The organism is Duganella radicis, from assembly GCF_009720825.1.
GTDB classification, from domain to species: domain Bacteria; phylum Pseudomonadota; class Gammaproteobacteria; order Burkholderiales; family Burkholderiaceae_D; genus Rugamonas; species Rugamonas radicis.
The window spans coordinates 143824-162835 of the sequence record NZ_WNKY01000008.1 but is presented as its reverse complement, the minus strand read 5'-3'; the positions used below and the strand labels follow the sequence as shown (position 1 = coordinate 162835).

General features: G+C 63.7%; 17 protein-coding genes. 6 read left to right on the top strand and 11 right to left on the bottom strand.

Annotated features, from left to right (window positions below; all coding sequences use genetic code 11):
- Positions 1-10 precede the first annotated feature (10 nt).
- From sdhA to GM676_RS10395, 4 genes are all read right to left on the bottom strand, one after another.
- Complete coding sequence (sdhA, locus tag GM676_RS10410; protein WP_371866186.1) at positions 11-1789, bottom strand: succinate dehydrogenase flavoprotein subunit; 1779 nt, start codon at positions 1787-1789, stop codon at positions 11-13.
- Between the two features lie 2 nt (positions 1790-1791).
- Complete coding sequence (gene sdhD, locus GM676_RS10405; RefSeq protein ID WP_155463462.1) at positions 1792-2163, bottom strand: succinate dehydrogenase, hydrophobic membrane anchor protein; 372 nt, start codon at positions 2161-2163, stop codon at positions 1792-1794.
- 2 nt (positions 2164-2165) lie between these two features.
- On the bottom strand, positions 2166-2588 hold the full coding sequence (gene sdhC, locus GM676_RS10400; RefSeq protein ID WP_155463461.1) for a succinate dehydrogenase, cytochrome b556 subunit: 423 nt from the start codon (positions 2586-2588) through the stop codon (positions 2166-2168).
- Between the two features lie 208 nt (positions 2589-2796).
- Complete coding sequence (locus GM676_RS10395) at positions 2797-3582, bottom strand: GntR family transcriptional regulator (protein ID WP_155463460.1); 786 nt, start codon at positions 3580-3582, stop codon at positions 2797-2799.
- A gap of 237 nt (positions 3583-3819) precedes the next feature.
- Here GM676_RS10395 and GM676_RS10390 point away from each other — a divergent pair, with 237 nt between their 5' ends.
- The 6 genes from GM676_RS10390 (at position 3820) to GM676_RS10365 (ending at position 12920) form a co-directional block, all read left to right on the top strand.
- Positions 3820-4809 (top strand): malate dehydrogenase, encoded by a 990-nt coding sequence (locus GM676_RS10390; RefSeq protein WP_155463459.1) that lies wholly within the window; start codon positions 3820-3822, stop codon positions 4807-4809.
- Positions 4810-4910: 101 nt separating this feature from the next.
- On the top strand, positions 4911-5915 hold the full coding sequence (locus tag GM676_RS10385) for an HpcH/HpaI aldolase/citrate lyase family protein (RefSeq protein ID WP_155463458.1): 1005 nt from the start codon (positions 4911-4913) through the stop codon (positions 5913-5915).
- The gene (locus GM676_RS10380; protein ID WP_155463457.1) at positions 5915-6424 is read left to right on the top strand and encodes a hypothetical protein; all 510 of its coding nucleotides are present in this window, start codon (positions 5915-5917) and stop codon (positions 6422-6424) included. The genes GM676_RS10385 and GM676_RS10380 overlap by 1 nt, the downstream gene beginning before the upstream one ends.
- A gap of 59 nt (positions 6425-6483) precedes the next feature.
- Positions 6484-9192, top strand: coding sequence for an aconitate hydratase AcnA (gene acnA / locus GM676_RS10375; protein WP_155463456.1), 2709 nt, complete (start codon positions 6484-6486; stop codon positions 9190-9192).
- 152 nt (positions 9193-9344) lie between these two features.
- On the top strand, positions 9345-11525 hold the full coding sequence (locus tag GM676_RS10370; RefSeq protein ID WP_155463455.1) for a LamG-like jellyroll fold domain-containing protein: 2181 nt from the start codon (positions 9345-9347) through the stop codon (positions 11523-11525).
- A 132-nt stretch (positions 11526-11657) separates the two neighbouring features.
- On the top strand, positions 11658-12920 hold the full coding sequence (locus tag GM676_RS10365; protein WP_155463454.1) for a DUF2863 family protein: 1263 nt from the start codon (positions 11658-11660) through the stop codon (positions 12918-12920).
- A gap of 26 nt (positions 12921-12946) precedes the next feature.
- Here GM676_RS10365 and GM676_RS10360 read toward each other — a convergent pair whose 3' ends face one another.
- The 7 genes from GM676_RS10360 to GM676_RS10330 form a co-directional block, all read right to left on the bottom strand.
- Positions 12947-13420 carry a CYTH domain-containing protein gene (locus GM676_RS10360; RefSeq protein WP_155463453.1) on the bottom strand — a complete coding sequence of 158 codons (474 nt, stop codon included), beginning with the start codon at positions 13418-13420 and terminating at the stop codon, positions 12947-12949.
- 2 nt (positions 13421-13422) lie between these two features.
- The gene (locus tag GM676_RS10355) at positions 13423-14550 is read right to left on the bottom strand and encodes a M14 family metallopeptidase (RefSeq protein ID WP_155463452.1); all 1128 of its coding nucleotides are present in this window, start codon (positions 14548-14550) and stop codon (positions 13423-13425) included.
- Positions 14551-14617: 67 nt separating this feature from the next.
- The gene (locus tag GM676_RS10350) at positions 14618-15454 is read right to left on the bottom strand and encodes a hypothetical protein (protein WP_155463451.1); all 837 of its coding nucleotides are present in this window, start codon (positions 15452-15454) and stop codon (positions 14618-14620) included.
- Positions 15455-15474: 20 nt separating this feature from the next.
- On the bottom strand, positions 15475-15837 hold the full coding sequence (locus GM676_RS10345) for a hypothetical protein (protein WP_229262621.1): 363 nt from the start codon (positions 15835-15837) through the stop codon (positions 15475-15477).
- Positions 15837-16250 (bottom strand): RNA polymerase sigma factor, encoded by a 414-nt coding sequence (locus tag GM676_RS10340; protein WP_155463449.1) that lies wholly within the window; start codon positions 16248-16250, stop codon positions 15837-15839. Before GM676_RS10340 ends, GM676_RS10345 begins: the two co-directional genes overlap by 1 nt.
- Positions 16251-16329: 79 nt before the next feature.
- A complete protein-coding gene (locus GM676_RS10335; protein ID WP_229262620.1) occupies positions 16330-17436 on the bottom strand; it encodes a patatin-like phospholipase family protein in 1107 nt (368 codons plus the stop codon).
- A 67-nt stretch (positions 17437-17503) separates the two neighbouring features.
- Positions 17504-18958: a catalase gene (locus GM676_RS10330; protein WP_155463448.1), complete on the bottom strand. Its 1455-nt coding sequence runs from the start codon at positions 18956-18958 to the stop codon at positions 17504-17506.
- Positions 18959-19012 lie beyond the last annotated feature (54 nt).

The following is a 19012-nucleotide window of genomic DNA, read 5'->3' as shown; positions in this document are numbered from 1 at the left end:
TTGTATAGCCTTAGAAAGTACGTGGTTTCGGTTTGAAGGTATCAACCGTCAGCGGCTTGGTCACGACTGCCTTGTATTCCAGTCGGTTAGCTTCCGAGTACCACAGGGTGTGCTTCATCCAGTTGTCGTCGTCGCGGTGCGGGTAATCGTTGTGGGCGTGGGCGCCGCGCGATTCCTTGCGTGCTGCCGCCGAGACGATGGTGGCTTTCGCGGTTTCGATCAGGTTGTCCAGCTCCAGCGCTTCGACGCGGGCGGTATTGAACACCTTGGACTTGTCCTTGAACGAGACATGCTTGCGGCGCTCGTCCAGCTTCATGATCTCTTCCACGCCCTTCTGCAGCGCTTCGTCGGTACGGAACACGCCGCAGTATTTCTGCATGGCCGAACGGATGTCGTTGGCGACGCCCTGCACTTTTTCGCCGCCGGCCGAGGTTTCCAGCTTGTTCAGGCGGTTCAGCGCGAAGTCGGCAGCGTCTTTCGGCAGCGGTTTGTTTTCCTTCTGCTTCAGGTTCGATGCGACCACGTGGTTGCCGGCCGCGCGGCCGAACACCACCAGGTCCAGCAGCGAGTTGGTGCCCAGGCGGTTGGCGCCGTGCACCGAAACGCAGGCGCATTCGCCGATCGCGTACAGGCCGTTGACCACTTTCTGGGTGCCGTCGCCGTTCGGGGTGACAACTTGACCGTGGATATTGGTCGGGATACCGCCCATCTGGTAGTGGATGGTCGGCACGACCGGGATCGGTTCCTTGGTCGCATCGACGTTGGCGAACTTGTGGCCGATTTCCAGAATCGACGGCAGACGCTTCTCGATGGTGTCCTTGCCGATGTGGCGCAGGTCCAGCATGACGTGGTCTTTGTTCGGACCGCAGCCGCGGCCTTCCTTGATCTCCTGGTCCATCGAACGGGACACGAAGTCGCGCGGCGCCAGGTCTTTCAGCGTAGGAGCGTAACGCTCCATGAAGCGTTCGCCTTCCGAGTTGATCAGGATACCGCCTTCACCGCGCACACCCTCGGTGATCAGCACGCCCGCGCCGGCCACGCCGGTCGGGTGGAACTGCCAGAATTCCATGTCCTGCAGCGGCAGGCCGGCGCGTGCCGCCATGCCCATGCCGTCGCCGGTGTTGATGAAGGCGTTGGTCGATGCCGCGAAGATACGGCCGGCGCCGCCGGTCGCGAAGATGGTGGTTTTGGCTTCCAGCATCATGACTTCGCCGGTTTCCATTTCCAGGGCGACTACGCCGACCACGTCGCCTTCGGCGTCGCGGATCAGGTCCAGCGCCATCCACTCGACGAAGAAGTGGGTGCGGGCGCGCACGTTGCGCTGGTACAAGGTGTGCAGCAGGGCGTGGCCGGTACGGTCGGCCGCGGCGCAGGCGCGCTGCACGGCTTTCTCGCCGAAGTTGGCGGTGTGGCCGCCGAACGGACGCTGGTAGATGGTGCCGTCCGGGTTGCGGTCGAACGGCATGCCGAAGTGTTCCAGCTCGTACACGACCTTCGGTGCTTCGCGGCACATGAATTCGATCGCGTCCTGGTCGCCCAGGTAGTCGCCCCCCTTGACGGTGTCGAACATGTGCCAGAACCAGTTGTCTTCGGCCATGTTGCCCAGCGAGGCGCCGATGCCGCCCTGCGCCGCCACGGTGTGGGAGCGGGTCGGGAACACTTTGGAGAGCACAGCCACGTTCAGGCCGGCTTCGGCCAGTTGCAGCGATGCGCGCATGCCGGAGCCGCCGGCGCCGACGATTACCGCGTCAAAGCGGCGGGTAGGGATTGCAGATTTGATAGCTGCCACGATTACACACTCCAGATAATTTGAATCGACCACACGGCGCAACCGATCAGCCAGGCGATGGTGGCGATTTGCAGGGTCAGGCGCAGGCCGACGGCGCGCACGTAGTCCATCCAGACATCGCGCATGCCAACCCAGGCGTGGTAGAACAGGCCGATCAGGGTGACGGCGGTCACCAGTTTGAACCACTGCTGGGCGAACAGGCCGGCCCAGCCTTCATAGGTGAAGTTCTGGCCGGTCAGGAAGGCCAGCACCAGGGTGGCGGTGTACAGCACCATGATGACTGCGGTGACGCGTTGCGCCAGCCAGTCGCGCATGCCGTAGGACGCGCCGACCACGCGGCGTTTAGGGCCGATACCGTTATCGTTGATGGACATTTTTAGAAGACTCCAAACAGTTTCAGGGCGATCAGGGCGGTCAGGACCAGGCTGATGATCAGCACGGTGGCGGACGATTTACGTGCCGAGTGCTTGTCGAGGCCGATGTGCAGGTCCATCACCAGGTGGCGGATGCCGGCGATCATGTGGTGCAGGAAGCTCCACGACAGGCCCAGGATGATCACTTTGACCAGCGGGTAGGTGACAAAGCCTTCGTAGTAAGCGAACGAGATCTCGGAACGCAGGGAATTTTGCAAGAGATACAGCACGAACGGCAGCAGCAGGAACATGCCCACGCCGGAAATCCGGTGCAGAATGGACACGATCGATGCCAATGGCATGCGGTAGTTGGACAGTTCGGTAACGTGGATGTTACGGAACTCCGGCCGTTCTTTTTTAGGGGCTTCCCTTACGGCTTCTGACATAACAAGACCTCCTCAGGCTTATACAAAAATTTGGTGAGACTGCGATTTTCGCCGATTTCCACTCTCATAACCAATATCTATTGTTACATATAATAAAAATAGTGGTTGACCGTGCCGGCAGCGGCTACCTTTCCGTAGCTCAACGTATTATCAGCGCAACAATGCTACAGGCGTGTGACTAAATCCGCCCTTCTGCGCCGTATCTCCTTCAATTCAACTCATTGTGATAGTGGTGGCGTTCGGTCAGATACAAGCCGCGGCGCAATTCCACCGCCTTGTCGCCATAGGTGAACGACACCCGCTCCGACGCCAGCAACGGCGTGTTCACGGCGATTTTCAACAACGCGGCGTCGCCTTCGGTGGCGCAGACGGCGCGGATCTTCTCGGTGGCACGGATCATGCGCGTGCCGAATTCGGATTCAAACAGGCCGTACATCGGCCCCTTGTACTCTTCCAGGCGCTCGGCGGTCAATCCCTTGAAGGTCAGCCCCGGCAGCCACAGCTCTTCCACGATGGTGGGCACGCCGTCGAACGATTGCACGCGCTTGACGAAAATGACGGCGTCGCCGGACTTCAGGTCCAGCAGGCGCGCCACGTCGGCCGGCGCGCGCGTGCGCTTGACCTCGATGAACTTGCTTTCAGGGTAGTGCGGGACGCCCTCGTCCGGCATCAGGCGCAGGAAGCGGAAATGGGCGCGCGCCTCGTGGTGGGTGGACACGAAAGTGCCCTTGCCCTGCTTGCGCATCACCAGGTTCTCGGCCGCCAGCTCGTCGATCGCCTTGCGCACGGTGCCCTGGCTGACCTTGAAGCGGTTGGCCAGTTCGACTTCACTGGGGATCAGCTCGCCGGGCTTCCATTCGCCGGATTGCAGGCTCTGCGTAATGAGGGCCTTGATTTGCTGGTACAAAGGGGAGAAAGTGGGAGACGAGCCGCCCGCGCCGCCGGTGTTGACGGCGGCTGGATTGTTGTTCGAATTGGGCGGGTTGGAACTCATAGCCCAAGATTTCACCACAAAAGACCTGTGCCGTCCAGAAAAAAAGGCAATCACTGATCTGTCTTATATAAGACATAAGATAGAATTGACAGATAGTGGCGGCAAGCCTACACTCCCGAGGCCACGCTTGGCACATACATGATTATAAGCGTTGCATTTTGCAGTATGATTACGGTTTCCGGGCCGGCCGCCGGCCCTGCTTCACGAACGATTCACTTCCCACTTTGGAGATTCATCATGGCTAAAACCCCACTGCGTGTTGCTGTTACCGGCGCTGCCGGCCAGATCGGCTACGCCCTGCTGTTCCGCATCGCCAACGGCGACATGCTCGGCAAGGACCAACCAGTTATCCTGCAACTGCTGGAAATCCCTGACGAGAAAGCACAGAAGGCGCTGAAGGGCGTCATGATGGAAATCGACGATTGCGCCTTCCCGCTGCTGACCGAAATGACCGCCCACTCCGACCCGCTGACCGCGTTCAAGGATGTGGACTACGCGGTGCTGGTGGGCGCCCGTCCACGCGGCCCGGGCATGGAGCGCAAGGACCTGCTGGAAGCCAACGCCCAGATCTTCACCGCCCAGGGCAAGGCGCTGGACCAGGTGGCATCGCGCAATGTGAAGGTACTGGTGGTGGGCAACCCGGCCAACACCAACGCCTACATCGCCATGAAATCGGCGCCGTCGCTGCCGGCCAAGAACTTCACCGCCATGCTGCGCCTGGACCACAACCGCGCCCTGTCGCAAGTGGCCGCCAAGACCGGCACCCAGGTGAAAGACATCGAGAAGCTGACCGTGTGGGGCAACCACTCGCCAACCATGTACGCCGACTACCGCTTCGCCACCGTGAACGGCAAGAACGTCAAGGAACTGATCAACGACCAGGAATGGAACGCCAACACCTTCCTGCCGACCGTGGGCAAGCGCGGCGCCGCCATCATCGAGGCGCGCGGCCTGTCGTCGGCCGCTTCGGCCGCCAACGCCGCCATCGACCACGTTCACGACTGGCACGTCGGCACCAACGGCAAGTGGACCACCATGGGCGTGCCTTCGGATGGTTCGTACGGCATCCCTGAGGGCATCGTGTTCGGCTTCCCGGTCACCACCGAAAACGGCGAATACAAAATCGTCCAGGGCCTGGACATCGACGCCTTCTCGCAAGAGCGCATCAACCTGACCCTGAAGGAACTGACCGAAGAGCGCGAAGGCGTCAAGCACCTGCTGCCATAATCTTCTGTCCGCACGTGGAACCGGTTAAACCACCGATCCGCCGCACCCGCCGCGCTGCCGAGAGCAGCGCGGCGGTTATTTCTTCACCCGACCCATCACGCATGCACCCATCCGAGGTTTTATTCCAGGGTAACCGCCAGCCGCTGCTGCTGCCCGCCTGCGATCACTACGCCGGCTCCGAAAAGCTGATGCGCAAATCGATCGCCCTGCAACAAGAACTTGGTCCCCTGTTCGACATCACCCTCGACTGCGAAGACGGCGCCAGCGCCGGCAACGAGGAAGCCCACGCCCGGCTGATCGTCGAGCTGCTCAATTCCGAAGACAATCAATTCAACCGCATCGGCGCCCGCGTGCACGATGTCGGCAGCCCGTTCTTCGCCAGGGACATCGAGATCATCTGCGCCGCCGCGCCGCGCCTGGCCTACATCATGCTGCCGAAGGCGAACAGCGTGGCCGAGGTCGAGCGCGCCATCAAGCTGATCAACACCCACGCCGCCAAGGCCGGCCGCCAGGACCTGCCGGTGCACGTGCTGATCGAAACCCACGGCGCCCTGCGCGACGCCTACGCCATCGCCGCCCTGCCCCAGGTGCAGAGCCTGTCGTTCGGCATCATGGATTTCGTCTCCTCGCACTACGGCGCGATTCCCGGCGCGGCGATGCGCACGCCGGGCCAGTTCACCCACCCGCTGGTGGTGCGCGCCAAGCTGGAAATCGCCGCCGCCTGCCACGCGCACGGCAAGGTGCCGTCGCATAACGTGACCACCGAGATCAAGGACACGGCCGTCGCGGCCAACGATGCCCAGCGCGCCGCCGCCGAATTCGGCTACACGCGCATGTGGAGCATCCACCCGAACCAGATCAAGCCGATCATCAAGACCTTCACGCCGCGCCTGTCCGAGGTCAGCGAGGCGGCCGCCATCCTGCACGAAGCGGCGGCCGTGCAATGGGGGCCGATCTCCCAAAATGGCCGATTGCACGACCGCGCCAGCTACAGATATTATTGGACCGTTTTACAGCGCGCCAAACTGGCCGGGCTCACCCTGCCCGAGTCGGTCGCCCCGCTGTTCAACGGCAGCACCACCGATCACCCACAGGAAGCACACTGATGTCCATCTCCAAATTATTCATGGCTTGCAGTCTCGCGCTGGCCTCGCTGACCATGGCCGCCGCCCACGCGGAAGACGCCACCGCCAAGAAACCCGTCAAGAAGGCGGTCGCCAAGACCGCCAAGAAGGCCGCCGCCAAGCCGGTGGAACCGAAGGCGCCGGATGAGGAAGCCGACGAACCGGCCATCACCGACTCCGCCGTCACCGAGTTCGACTGCGAACTGGGCAACAAGATCACCATCTACACCAACAGCAGCGACGAGGCGCACATCGCGCTGCGCTGGAAGAAGCGCCTGCACCGCCTGACCCGCGTCGGCACCACCACCGGCGCCAACCGCTTCGAGAACAAGTTGTACGGCCTGGTCTGGATCGGCATCCCGGCCAAGGGCATGCTGCTGGACTCCAAGCAAAACCGCCAGCTGGCCAACGAGTGCCGCAACGCCGAGCAGATGAAGCCGGTTTCGACCGCCGCCAACCAGCCGACCAGCACCAAGATCACGATCCAGTAAAGCACGCTCCACCTTATCTTCACATCAACAATAGACGCTACCCACCCGAAGGAGAGGTCATGTCCCACAACACGCTTAACACGCTTCAGGAATTCAATATTTCGGGCAAGAAGGCAAAGTTCTATTCGCTGCCGGCCCTGGAAAAGAGCCTGGGCGCCAAAATCTCCCGCCTGCCGGTATCGATCCGCGTCGTGCTGGAGTCGGTTCTGCGTAACGTCGACGGCAAGAAAGTCACCGAAGAACACGTCAAGCAAGTCGCCAACTGGGGCGCCACCGCCGAGCGCGTGGACGAGATTCCCTTCGTGGTCGCCCGCGTGGTGCTGCAAGACTTCACCGGCGTGCCGCTGCTGGCCGACCTGGCCGCGATGCGCAACGTCGCTTACAAGATGGGCGTGAACGCCAAGAAGATCGAGCCGCTGGTGCCGGTGGATCTGGTGGTCGACCACTCGGTCACCATCGACCACTTCCGCGAGCCGAAGGCGCTGGACCTGAACATGAAGCTGGAATTCTCGCGCAACAACGAGCGCTACCAGTTCATGAAGTGGGGCATGCAAGCCTTCGACACCTTTGGCGTGGTGCCGCCGGGCTTCGGCATCGTCCACCAGGTCAACCTGGAATACCTGGCGCGTGGCGTCCACAAGGACGGCAACGGCGTCTACTACCCCGACTCGCTGGTGGGCACCGACTCGCACACCACCATGATCAACGGCATCGGCGTGGTCGGCTGGGGCGTGGGCGGCATCGAGGCGGAAGCCGGCATGCTGGGTCAGCCGGTCTACTTCCTGACCCCGGACGTGATCGGCGTCAACCTGACCGGCGTGCTGCGCGAAGGCTGCACCGCGACCGACCTGGTGCTGACCATCACCGAGATGCTGCGCAAGGCCAAGGTGGTGGGCAAGTTCGTCGAGTTCTTCGGCGAAGGCACCCAGACCCTGTCGGTCACCGACCGCGCCACCATCGCCAACATGGCGCCGGAATACGGCGCCACCATGGGCTTCTTCCCGGTCGACGACGCCACCATCGAATACTTCGAAGGCACCGGCCGCACCAAGGACGAAATCGCCGCCTTCGCCGCCTACTTCAAGGCGCAAGGCATGTACGGCATCCCGAAAGCCGGCGACATCGACTACACCCGCGTGCTGGAACTGAACCTGACCGATGTCACGCCGTCGCTGGCCGGTCCCAAGCGTCCGCAAGACCGTATCGAAATCGGCAACGTGAAGAACAACTTCATCGAGCTGTTCTCGAAACCGACCTCGGAAAACGGCTTCAACAAAAAAGCCGAAGACCTGAACGCCACCTACACCACCACCAACGGCGTGAACGTGAAGAACGGCGACGTGCTGATCGCCGCCATCACCTCGTGCACCAACACCTCCAACCCGAGCGTGCTGCTGGCCGCCGGCCTGCTGGCCAAGAAGGCCGTGGAAGCCGGCCTGACCGTGGCGCCGCACATCAAATCCTCGCTGGCCCCCGGCTCGCGCGTGGTGACCGAGTACCTGACCGCCGCCGGCCTGCTGCCCTACCTGGAAAAACTGGGCTTCGGCGTGACCGCTTATGGCTGCACCACCTGCATCGGCAACGCCGGCGACCTGACGCCCGAGCTGAACGCCGCCATCACCTCGAACGACATCGTCGCCTCGGCCGTGCTGTCGGGCAACCGTAACTTCGAGGCGCGGATTCACCCGAACATTCGCTCCAATTTCCTGGCGTCGCCACCGCTGGTGGTGGCCTACGCCATCGCCGGCAACATGACGGTCGACCTGATGACCCAGCCGGTCGGCAAGGGCACCGGCGGCAAGGACGTCTACCTGGGCGACATCTGGCCGACCTCGCAGGAGATCGCCAAGCTGATGAAGTTCGCCATGAACTCGAAGGTGTTCAAGTCGAACTACGCCGACGTCAAGGGCAACCCGGGCAAGCTGTGGGAAAACGTGTCGTCGACCGAGGGCCAGGTGTACAACTGGCCGGCATCGACCTACATCGCCGAGCCGCCCTTCTTCGACGGCTTCGAGATGACGCCGAAAGCCACCGATCCGAACATCAAGGGCGCGCGCGCGCTGGGCGTGTTTGGCGACTCGATCACCACCGACCACATCTCGCCAGCCGGCTCGATCAAGGAAGACGGCCCGGCCGGTAAATGGCTGAAGGAAAACGGCGTCTCGAAAGCCGACTTCAACTCCTACGGCTCGCGCCGCGGCAACCACGAGATCATGATGCGCGGCACCTTCGCCAACGTGCGCATCAAGAACAAGATGATCCCGCCGAAAGCCGACGGTTCCGCGGTCGAAGGCGGCATCACCATCCACCAGCCGTCGGGCGAACAGCTGTCGATCTACGACGCGGCCATGAAGTACGTGGCGGCCGGCACCCCGACCATGGTGTTCGGCGGCGAAGAGTACGGCACCGGCTCGTCGCGCGACTGGGCCGCCAAGGGCACCCAGCTGCTGGGCGTGAAGGCCGTGATCGTGCGTTCGTTCGAGCGCATCCACCGCTCCAACCTGGTGGGCATGGGCGTGCTGCCGCTGCAATTCATCGGCAACGACTCGGTGGAATCGCTGGGCATCACCGGCAAGGAAACCTATGACCTGAAAGGCCTGGACGGCGAGATCAAGCCGCAGCAACTCGCCACCCTGGTGATCCACCGCGCCGACGGCACCAGCCAGGAAGTGAAAGTGCTGCTGCGTATCGATACCCCGATCGAAGTCGACTACTACAAGCATGGCGGCATTCTGCCGTTCGTGCTGCGCCAGCTGCTGGCCGCGTAAGCCGGACCGGACGGACCGCAAAACACCCTGCGCCGCAGGGTGTTTTTTTTCGTCCCTGCCTGGCGCCAGACATCAATCTATGTGAATATTTATTTCCATGTGGAAATATTTCATGCATAATCACGGCTCCACTCATGGCCTATGGAGGTGTTATGCAAAAAGATGAACCGCAATTGTCCTTGCAACGCAGACGTTTCTGCACCGGCACGCTCGGCGTGGCGGCACTTGGACCGCTGGCCCTGACAGCTTGTGGCGGCGAACCGGCCACCACCGAAAGCGCCGCGCCGCGCGCCAAGGCGGCGGCCTTGCAATCCTCGACGGCCTCCGGCTCGTCCGTGCGCAGCTTTGTGCACCCGGGACTGCTGCATACCGAGGCCGACTTCGCGCGCATGCGCGCCAAGGTCGCGGCCGGCGCGCAGCCCTGGCTGAACGGCTTCAACGCCCTGCTCAACACCGGCCGCTCGCACCTCGGCAACTGGCCGCGCCCGCTACAGACCGTGGTGCGCGGCGGCACCGGCAGCAACTTCGCCCAGCTCTACATCGATATCGCCCGCACCTATCAGCTGGCGCTGCGCTGGAAGGTGACCGGCGATACCTCCTACGCCGACCGGGCGGTGGCCTTCCTCAATGCCTGGAGCTCGACCCTGACCGGCATCACCGGCAACGCCGACCGCTTCCTGGCCGCCGGCATCTACGGCTACCAGTTCGCCAATGCCGCCGAGATCATGCGCACCTATTCCGGCTGGGCGGCGGCCGACCTGGCACGCTTCCAGAACATGATGCTGACGGTGTTCTATCCACTGAACCATCAGTTCCTGGTCCAGCACAACGACGCCGACATCACCAATTACTGGGCCAACTGGGACCAGTGCACCCTGGCCTCGATCCTGGCCATCGGCGTGCTGTGCGACCGCCAGGACCTGTATGACGAAGCCGTCAACTATTACAAGAACGGACCGGGCAACGGCGCCGCCAGCCAGGCGGTGCGCTTCATCCATCCGGGCTACCTGGGCCAATGGCAGGAAAGCTCGCGCGACCAGGGCCATTGCACGCTGGGCGTCGGCCTGGCCGCGTCCTTCTGCGAAATGGCGTGGAACCAGGGCGACGACTTCTATGGCTATGACAACAACCGGTTCCTGGCCGGCGCCGAATATGTCGCCAAGTCCAACCTGGCCGATGCCAACGGCAATCTCTACTACACATCGATGCCGTTCGACGCCTACACCAATAACCACGGCACCGGCACCGGCATCTCCCCCGCCGGCCTGCCCTTCGTCCGGCCGGTGTGGGAAATGATCCACAACCACTACGTCAACCGCATGGGCCTGGCCGCGCCGTACACCGCGCTGATGGCCGCCAGGGTCGGCACCGAGGGCGACGGCGGCAATGGCGACCAGCTGGGCGTCGGCACCCTGGCCTTCAGCCGCGATCCGATCGCCGCCGGCGCGCCACCGGGCGGCCTGAGCGCGCGGCTGGTGGGCGGCAAGGTGGAACTGTCCTGGTGGGGCAGCGCCTACGCCACCAGCTACACGGTCCAGCGCGCGACCAGCCCGGGCGGTCCCTACACCACCGTCATCGACGGCGTCACCGATCCGCTGACCTATACCGACAGCGGCATGGCGGCGGGCAGCTATTACTACGTGGTGACCGCAACCACGCCGTCGGGCGTCACCGCCCCCTCGAACGAAGCGCAAATCAGCACGGCGACCACGCTGCGCGCCTGGCTGCCTTTCGACGAGAGCAGCGGCGGCACCGCCGCCGACGCCAGCGGCAACGGCGTCAACGGCGCCCTGCTCAACGGCGCACTGTGGAGCGCCGGCAAGAACGGCAATGCGGTGGCGCTGGACGGTGTTGACGACTACGTGGCGTTGCCGGCGGACGTGGTGGCCGGCCTGGCCGACTTTACCATCGCCGCGTGGGTGTACTGGGGCGGCGGGCGCGACTGGTGCCGCGTCTTCGACTTCGGCAGCGGCACCAACCACTATATGTTCCTGACGCCACGCGCCCGCAATGGCGGCATGCACTTCACCATCACCACCGGCGGCGGCTATGGCAGCCAGACCCTGTCCACCGCCACCCTGCCGGCCGGACAATGGGTGCACGTGGCGGTCACGCTGTCCGGCGCCACCGGGACCTTGTACGTGAACGGCGGCGTGGTCAGCACCAACAACGCCATGACCGCCGCGCCGTTCCGGCTGGGCGGCACCAGCCAGAACTGGATCGGCCGTTCGCAGTATCCGGCCGACCCTTATTTCAACGGCAAAGTGGATGACTTCCGCATCTATCACGGCGCCTTGAACGCGGAACAGGTGGCGGCATTGATGACCTCCTAGACCGTGCCGGCCGCACCGCTGTCCCGAACTAATGGGAAGTAGCTGAGCGAATCAACTACAATACGTCTCATAAGGGTTATCATCTGCATGACTGATCCGATTTATTCACCTTTATGAGACTCTTATTGCGCTATGCGTCGTTCATCTAAAGCTTCCTCCCAAAAATTGTCTGCCGAGAGCCAGCGCCTCGCCACCTATGCCCAGGCTGTCGGGCAGGCGGCCAGCCGTATCGAAGAGCGGGCCTGGGAACACTCTCTCGATGCACAGCTCCAGAAACTCCTGAAAACCGGTCACCAGGACACCATCGACTCGACCCTCAACGTGCTGTTCAAGGAAGACCTGAACGCCTATGACGTGTTGATGGACAGCGTGGAGGCGGTCAGCGAATCGAGCCACCTCACCATCGACACCGCCGACGGCGTCAGCAAGCAGTTCGACGTCCTGCTGGTGGCCGCGCCGATTCTGGCGTGGACCCGCTTTGCGATCGCCTCCGGCGCGATCCCATCCGATATCCTGCAAACCCTGTCGGCGCACTTCTCGGCCCACCTGCTGGCCGATGGCACGCAGATGGCCATGTCGCCCACCCTGTTCTCGATCGACCAGCTGCCGCGCAGCCACGTCGAAACCTATGGCAAGGTGCAGAAGCTGGCACAGGCCGCGCTGAAAGGCGCGGCATTGAAGGCCGACACCAAGGTGCCTGAAACCGCGCCCTTCCTGGCCGACACGCGCTACCTGCTGGTGGCGGTGGTGGCGCCGGCCGGCGCGCCGCTGTTCCGCTGGCAGATGGCCGAGCACCAGTCCAGCTTTGCCGCCGAGCGCAGCGCCGCGCTGGAGCAGTGGCGCACGCAGGCCACGCCGACCGTCAACCGTCTGTTGCCCGGTTGCGGCGTCGAGCTGCTGCTGCCGGAAGCCTATTACATGGCCTGCCGCGAGGCGGACAAGCTGATTCGTCCGGTGTCGATCCGCGCCGCCGTGCACTACCTGACCCACACCCTGGCGGTCGAGCCGAGCGAGCTGCGCGCGGTGATCGCCGGCTTTGGCGAGGAAAACGCCGACGGCCAGATCGACGAATACCGCGTGGCCTTCACGCAGCGTTCGTCGACCGATGTGATCTACGGCGTGGTATGGCCGCTGTATGGCCAGGAGGACGAGGAAGGCACGCCGCCGGAAGGTCCGGGTGTGCTGAACGCGCTGCAAAAGCCGCAGACGCCGGTGGAAGACATCACCTCGCACCTGAACGCGGCCGGCATCACGCAAGTGAAGAAGCTGGGCGAGCGCTACGTGATGGAGTTCTGCGACGACTGCGGCGCCCCGCTGTTCGCCGACCCGCAAGGCGAACTGGCCCACGCCGAAATGCCGGAAGACGCGCCCACCGGCACCGAGCACTTCCACTAACAATAAAGCCCCTTACGGGGCTTTATTCATGCTGCCGACCAAGTGGAGTACGGGCGCTTGATCAGGTTGGAATTGAGGTAGCGCGCATCGCCGGTGACTTCCTCGCCGATCCAGTCCGGCTTGTCGAACCGCTGGTCTTCCGACTGCAATTCAATCTCCGCCACCACCAGCCCGGCGTTCACGCCGAGGAACTCGTCCACTTCCCACACATTGCCGGCGTAGCTGATGCGGCGGCGGTACTTCTCGATCAAGGGCTGCTCGCACAAACCGTCGAGCAACTCGGCCGCCTCGGTGACGGGAATCTCATATTCCCATTCGCCACGCGTGGCGCCCCGGTTGGCGCCCTTGATGGTCAACACCGCGCGCGCGCCCTCGATGCGCACGCGCACCACGCGCTCCTTGTGCGACGACAGGTAGCCCTGTTTGAAGAACACCGGCTCTCCAAGCGCCATCCAGCCATCGCCGCACAACAGGAACTTGCGCTCGATCTCGACGCCCATGATCAGTAATCGTCCAGCGACAACAGGATGGGCTGCAAAATCGCCGCGCCCAGCGCCGCGCTGCGCGCGCCGTTCCAGCCGACGTTGGGATCGGGCAGATCGGCATTGTCCTTGAACGGCATCTCCAAAGTCAGGGCCAGGCAGCCGAAGTGGTGGCCGACGTACTTGGAGGCCAGCGTCAGCATGTCTTCCTTGTACTTGCTGGCGGCGTAGCCCACCTTGTCCTGGAAGTCCGGCGAGGCGTTCTTGTAGCGGTCGATGAAGGCCTGCTGCTTGAGGCGGCGTTCCTCGCTGAAGTTCTCCAGCATCTCATTGCCGGCCACGAAGTTGTACGGCAGCGCTTCATCGCCATGAATGTCGAAGAACATGTCGATGCCGGTTTCGTGCATCTTCTGCTTCACATACAGCACTTCCGGGCTGCGCTCGACCGATGGCGTCATCCACTCGCGATTCAGGTTGGCGCCGGCCGCGTTGGTGCGCAGGTTGCCGCGCACCGAGCCGTCCGGATTCATGTTCGGCACGACGTAGAACACGCAGCGTTGCAGCAGCTTGCGCGCGATCGGGTTGGCATCGTCCAGCAGCGAATCGATCAGGCCTTCGATGAACCACTCGGCCATCGACTCGCCCGGGTGCTGGCGCGCGATGAACCAGATTTTCTTTTCCGCTTCCGGCTTGCCGATGACGACCAGGTTCATGTCGCGGCCGTCGATGGTGCTGCCCAGATCGTGCACGCGGGCCAGCGGATGCTCACCCACTTCGCCCAGCAGGCGCAAATGGCGCTCGAACGAATACGGCTCGAAGTAAGCGTAGTAGATGCTGTCGGTGTCCGGCGTGTGCTTGATCGTCATGACCTCGCCATCGAAGGTGGTCGGCACGCGGAACCAGTTCTCGGTGTCGTAGCTGGCCACGGCCTTGTAATCCTCGTAGCCCTTGGCGTAGGTTGCCGAGCCGGCGTTCAGGAAGCGCATGTTCAGCTTTTGGCCGCCCGCGCCCTGGACCCGGAAGTGGAACCACTGGTGAATGTCCGCGTGCGAGTCCTTGCGCAGGTTCAGTTCAATGGTGGCCGCGCTGTCGGCGCGCAGCACCTCGATGGCGCCCGAGTCGAAGTTCTGGCTGATTTTGATGGTCATATTGATCCAATGCTAAGTGAATTGCTATGCCCCTTATTTTACCAGCATGCCCCTTCCCAGCCCCGGCTCACTTCTTCTTCCATTGCGCCTCCAGCTCGCCCAGCGCCTTCTCCGGCCCGTCCGTCACATCGTTGATGGTGTAATCGGACGGCACGGAAAACAGCGCGGCCGCCGGCTCTCCGCGCTTCAGGTTGGTCAGGCGGAAAATCGCCACGCCGGTGCGCGGATCGCTATGCTGCGAGTACAGCGTCATTTGCAGTTCGGGCGAGTACCAGCTTTCATCGGCCACCACGATAGGCTTGCGGTTGCCGGCCTCCCCGGCCGGGATTTCGTAGCTGCGCAATTTGCCTTCGGCCTTGACGCCATCGATGTTGCGGGCGCCCAGGTCCTGGGTGACGGTCTTGCCGGCCCATTTCATGTCGCCGTAAGCCCCCGCGACCAGCGGGACGATATTGGCATAGCCGCTGTCCGGCGCCGCGCGCTTGATGACGATATCCTCTCCTTGCTTGCGCTCCGCCTTGATCGCGGCGCCCGCGGCCGCACCGGCGGCGGCGGCCCTGGCATTAATCCTTTCCAGCGAAATCCTGATGGCGAGCTTGGCCGCCGGCACCAGCGTGTACATGGCGTTGTCGGTGGCGGTTTGAATCATGACGCTCTGTACGTCGCCATTCGGACCGCGCGTTTCCTGACGCGTGTTGCCGTTGCTGTCACGGTAGTACAGCGTGCTGGTCTTGCTGGTGATCTGGTTGCCGTCCGCCAGGTCGCGCCGGGTTTCCTGATCGCCCACGGCGCTGTATGGCGCGTTTTTCACCACCTTGCCGGGCGCCGGATCGACGCCGGCGGCCAGGGCCGGCACACACAGGCAGCAAAGCAAGGCTGAAAGTAGAGTGTTTTGGGTGTTCATATCATCCTCTGGTTGGTGGTTCACAGACTGGAAAGACGGAGCGCGAGCGGCCGGCCATCGGCGCCGATCAGCATTTCGGCGCGCACCTGGTCGCCGGCGTTTTCGGGGGTGATCGGCACGCCCATCCCGGCCAGCGCGGTACGCGCGATTTGCGTCTCGACGATGCGCGGATGGCTTTCGCGCCGGATGCGTTCCAGTGGTTCAAGCGCGATGAAGGCATTCCCGCTGGTTGCGGCCACTGCTGGCGGCGGTGGCCGCAGCGACAGCATGAACACCATCGCCACCAGCGCCGCGCTGGCCAGGCCGCCGGCCATGCCCCACCGGGCGAGGGGCAGTCGTTGGTACCAGCGGCGCTGGCGGTGTTGTTGGGTGAAGGCCGCCATCAGTGCGTGTTCCACGCCGCAGGGCGCGTGGCTGTCCGCCAGCGCGCCGCGCAGGGCGTCAAAGGCGGCGGCAGCAGGGCCAGCGCGCGCCGTACCTCCTCGGCCAGTTCGTTGTCCAGCATGCGCGCCAGCGGTTCGGCGGCATCGCTGGCGGCGTCGAATTCCCGCTCGCCCTCCTCGTCCGGCTCGGGCAGGCTTGGGTGGCGCAGGCGCGGCGCTTCATGCTTGAGCAGCAGATTGCGGGCGACGCCAAACAGGAAGGGACGCAGTTCGCCGCGCAGCGCATCGAAGCGGAGGCTGTCCGTCAGCAGTCCCATGAACACTTCCTGCACGATGTCGGCGGCGGTGTCGGCGGAACCGCTGCGCATCTGGCGCAGCAATTCGATATCGGTGGCAGGAGTCGGGATGGTCATCGTCTGGGCATCGTCGTCGGGTCTTACTCTTATTCCGGCCAGGCGGCCGAAAAGTTCCAACAATTTTGCGCAAGATGGGTCAGCGCTCCGGCAGTTCGTGGAGCGCGATGCCTTCGATCGGATCGATGGGCTGCTCCCATGGCTTTAGCCTGATGAAGCGCCTGGTGTCGTCATAGCCGGCCTGCCAGCGGGCGCGGATGCCGGAGGCGCTGAAGTCGATGTCCTTGGTGTGGTCCTCGCGGCCGATGCGCGGGGCGCGCAGCAGCACCACGTGCATGTCGGTGCCGCAGCCCCAGGAGGCCAGCTCGCGCACCTCCGGCGACGCCAGTTCTTCGTCCGGCAGGTGTTTCGTCAGTTCGCGGATCACATGGCGCAGGCGATGCAAGCGCCGCTGCTGTTCGATATTGCTGGCGCGGCTGGCGTACTGGATCTCCTTGTGCTTGTCCAGCACATCGAGCACGCTTTGCGGCTCGCTGCCGTCCGGGTTCCACACCTGCACCGAGAAGATCACCGAACTGCGGCGCGGCTCATCGTCCAGCACCGCCTCGATCGGCGTGTTGGAGTAGATGCCGCCGTCCCAATACGGCTCGCCGTCGATGCGCACCGCCGGGAAGGCCGGCGGTAGCGCGCCGGACGCCATCACATGCTCCACGCACAGCGGCTCCTTGCGGGTGTCGAAGTAGCGCATGGCGCCGTTGCGGGCGTTGACCGCGCCCACCGTCATGCGCATGTGCTTGTCATTGAGGTAGTTGAAATCGACCAGGTCTTCCAGTGTGCTGCGCAAGGGTGTGGTCAGGTAGAAGGATGCATGCTCGACGCCGACGCGCGCCTCGGGATTCCACCACGATGGCAGGTTGGGTTCGAAGAAGGCAGGTATGCCCTGCCCCACCGTGATCGCGTTGGCGACCGCGCGCGGCATGGTGGAGAAGCCGAAGGAATTGCGTTCCATGCGGTGCCAGAATTCGCGCAGCTGGTCCAGCCGGCGCTCCGGCGGATTGCCGGCGATGATGGCGCCGTTGATCGCGCCGATGGAGGTGCCGATCACCCAATCGGGCTCGATGCCCGCTTCGTGCATGGCCTGATACACGCCCAGCTGGTAGGCGCCCAAGGCGCCGCCGCCCTGCAAGACCAGGACGATCTGGCCCGGCAGGGATGACGACGGCGGACAAGCGGGATGAGACTTCAAGTCGGACCTCCACGGTGCACTGCAACGTCACGATTGTAGTGCACTTCGTGGTGGTCCGCCGTCGTCTTCAGGCGAGGTTGACGCCGCGCGCTTTCAGTGCCTGGCGCACGCCGGCGCCGTAGGCGGCATCGGCCTGGTCGAAGTGGGCCAGCTGGCGGGCGATGATCTCGGCGCTGACCTGGCTCAGGGGACCGGCGATGTTGTTGCACAGGTTATGCCGCTCGTCGGCCGGCATCAGGCGGAACAGATCGCCGGCTTGCGTGTAATCGTCCTCCTTGCCGCGGCCGTCGTAGCGGCCGGCCGCGCCGTCCAGCGCCAGCGGCGGTTCGCCGTGGCCCATGCCGTGCGGGTTGCTGCCTTGTGCCTGCACCGGGTCGTAGTTGACCGCCGCGCCGCCGTTGGCGCCGGCCATGGCGCCGTCGCGCTGCTGGTTGTGGAACGGGCAGCGTGGCGCGTTCACCGGCAGGTGCTGGTGGTTGGTGCCGACGCGGTACAGCTGCGCATCGTGATAGGCGAACAGGCGCGCTTGCAGCATCTTGTCCGGCGAGTAGCCCATGCCAGGCACCACGTTCGATGGCGACAGCGCGGCCTGCTCCACTTCCGCGTGGTAGTTGACCGGATTGCGGTTCAGTTCCAGCACGCCGACCGGCAGCAGCGGGAAGTCCGCGTGCGGCCACACCTTGGTCAGGTCGAACGGATTCCAGCCGGTGCGCGCTTCCCATGCGGCCAGTTCGGCCTCGGTGGCCACTTGGATCTTGACGTCCCAGCGCGGGAAGTCGCCGTTGGCGATGGCGTTGAACAGGTCGCGCTGGGCGTAGTCAGGATCGGTGCCGGCGATGCGCGTGGCCTCGTCGGCGCTCAGGTTCTTGATGCCTTGCCGGGTCAGGAAGTGCCACTTGACGTAGACGCGCTCACCGGCGGCGTTAATCAGGCTGTAGGTGTGGCTGCCGAAACCGTGCATGTGGCGGTAGCCGTCCGGCGTGCCGCGGCTGGAGAACAGCGTGGTCAACTGGTGCAGGCTTTCCGGCGTGCGGCTCCAGAAATCGAACATCGCGGTCGGCGATTTCAGGTTGGTTTGCGGATCGCGCTTTTGGGTGTGGATGAAGTCCGGGAACTTGATGCCGTCCTTGAGGAAGAACACCGGCGTGTTGTTCCCGACCAGATCCCAGTTGCCTTCCTCGGTGTAGAAGCGCACCGCGAAACCGCGTGGATCGCGCTCGGTGTCGGCGCTGCCCTTTTCGCCGCCCACGGTGGAGAAGCGCAGGAAGGTCTCGGTCTGCTTGCCCACTTCGGCGAACAGCCTGGCCTTGGAGTATTGGGTGATGTCGTGGGTGACGGTGAAGGTGCCGTAAGCGCCCGAACCCTTGGCGTGCACCACGCGCTCGGGGATGCGCTCGCGGTTGAAGTGCTGGAGTTTCTCGATCAGATGGAAGTCTTGCAGCAGCACGGGGCCGCGCGGGCCGGCGGTCAGGGAATTCTGGTTGTCGGCGACGGGAATGCCGGAGGCGGTGGTGATTTTCATGACTATGACTCCTCGTTGTTTGATAGCGTGAAGCTATTTTAAACAACGAGTGTC

What these genes read in the sequence shown, in the direction of transcription:
- sdhD (WP_155463462.1), bottom strand. Translation starts at nt 2,163, where the DNA reads ATGTCCATCAACGATAACGGTATCGGCCCTAAACGCCGCGTGGTCGGC.
- GM676_RS10350 (WP_155463451.1), bottom strand. Translation starts at nt 15,454, where the DNA reads ATGAACACCCAAAACACTCTACTTTCAGCCTTGCTTTGCTGCCTGTGT.
- GM676_RS10390 (WP_155463459.1), top strand. Translation starts at nt 3,820, where the DNA reads ATGGCTAAAACCCCACTGCGTGTTGCTGTTACCGGCGCTGCCGGCCAG.
- GM676_RS10340 (WP_155463449.1), bottom strand. Translation starts at nt 16,250, where the DNA reads ATGACCATCCCGACTCCTGCCACCGATATCGAATTGCTGCGCCAGATG.
- acnA (WP_155463456.1), top strand. Translation starts at nt 6,484, where the DNA reads ATGTCCCACAACACGCTTAACACGCTTCAGGAATTCAATATTTCGGGC.
- GM676_RS10360 (WP_155463453.1), bottom strand. Translation starts at nt 13,420, where the DNA reads ATGGGCGTCGAGATCGAGCGCAAGTTCCTGTTGTGCGGCGATGGCTGG.
- sdhC (WP_155463461.1), bottom strand. Translation starts at nt 2,588, where the DNA reads ATGTCAGAAGCCGTAAGGGAAGCCCCTAAAAAAGAACGGCCGGAGTTC.
- GM676_RS10330 (WP_155463448.1), bottom strand. Translation starts at nt 18,958, where the DNA reads ATGAAAATCACCACCGCCTCCGGCATTCCCGTCGCCGACAACCAGAAT.
- GM676_RS10385 (WP_155463458.1), top strand. Translation starts at nt 4,911, where the DNA reads ATGCACCCATCCGAGGTTTTATTCCAGGGTAACCGCCAGCCGCTGCTG.
- GM676_RS10370 (WP_155463455.1), top strand. Translation starts at nt 9,345, where the DNA reads ATGCAAAAAGATGAACCGCAATTGTCCTTGCAACGCAGACGTTTCTGC.
- GM676_RS10355 (WP_155463452.1), bottom strand. Translation starts at nt 14,550, where the DNA reads ATGACCATCAAAATCAGCCAGAACTTCGACTCGGGCGCCATCGAGGTG.
- GM676_RS10365 (WP_155463454.1), top strand. Translation starts at nt 11,658, where the DNA reads ATGCGTCGTTCATCTAAAGCTTCCTCCCAAAAATTGTCTGCCGAGAGC.
- GM676_RS10380 (WP_155463457.1), top strand. Translation starts at nt 5,915, where the DNA reads ATGTCCATCTCCAAATTATTCATGGCTTGCAGTCTCGCGCTGGCCTCG.
- GM676_RS10345 (WP_229262621.1), bottom strand. Translation starts at nt 15,837, where the DNA reads ATGGCGGCCTTCACCCAACAACACCGCCAGCGCCGCTGGTACCAACGA.
- GM676_RS10395 (WP_155463460.1), bottom strand. Translation starts at nt 3,582, where the DNA reads ATGAGTTCCAACCCGCCCAATTCGAACAACAATCCAGCCGCCGTCAAC.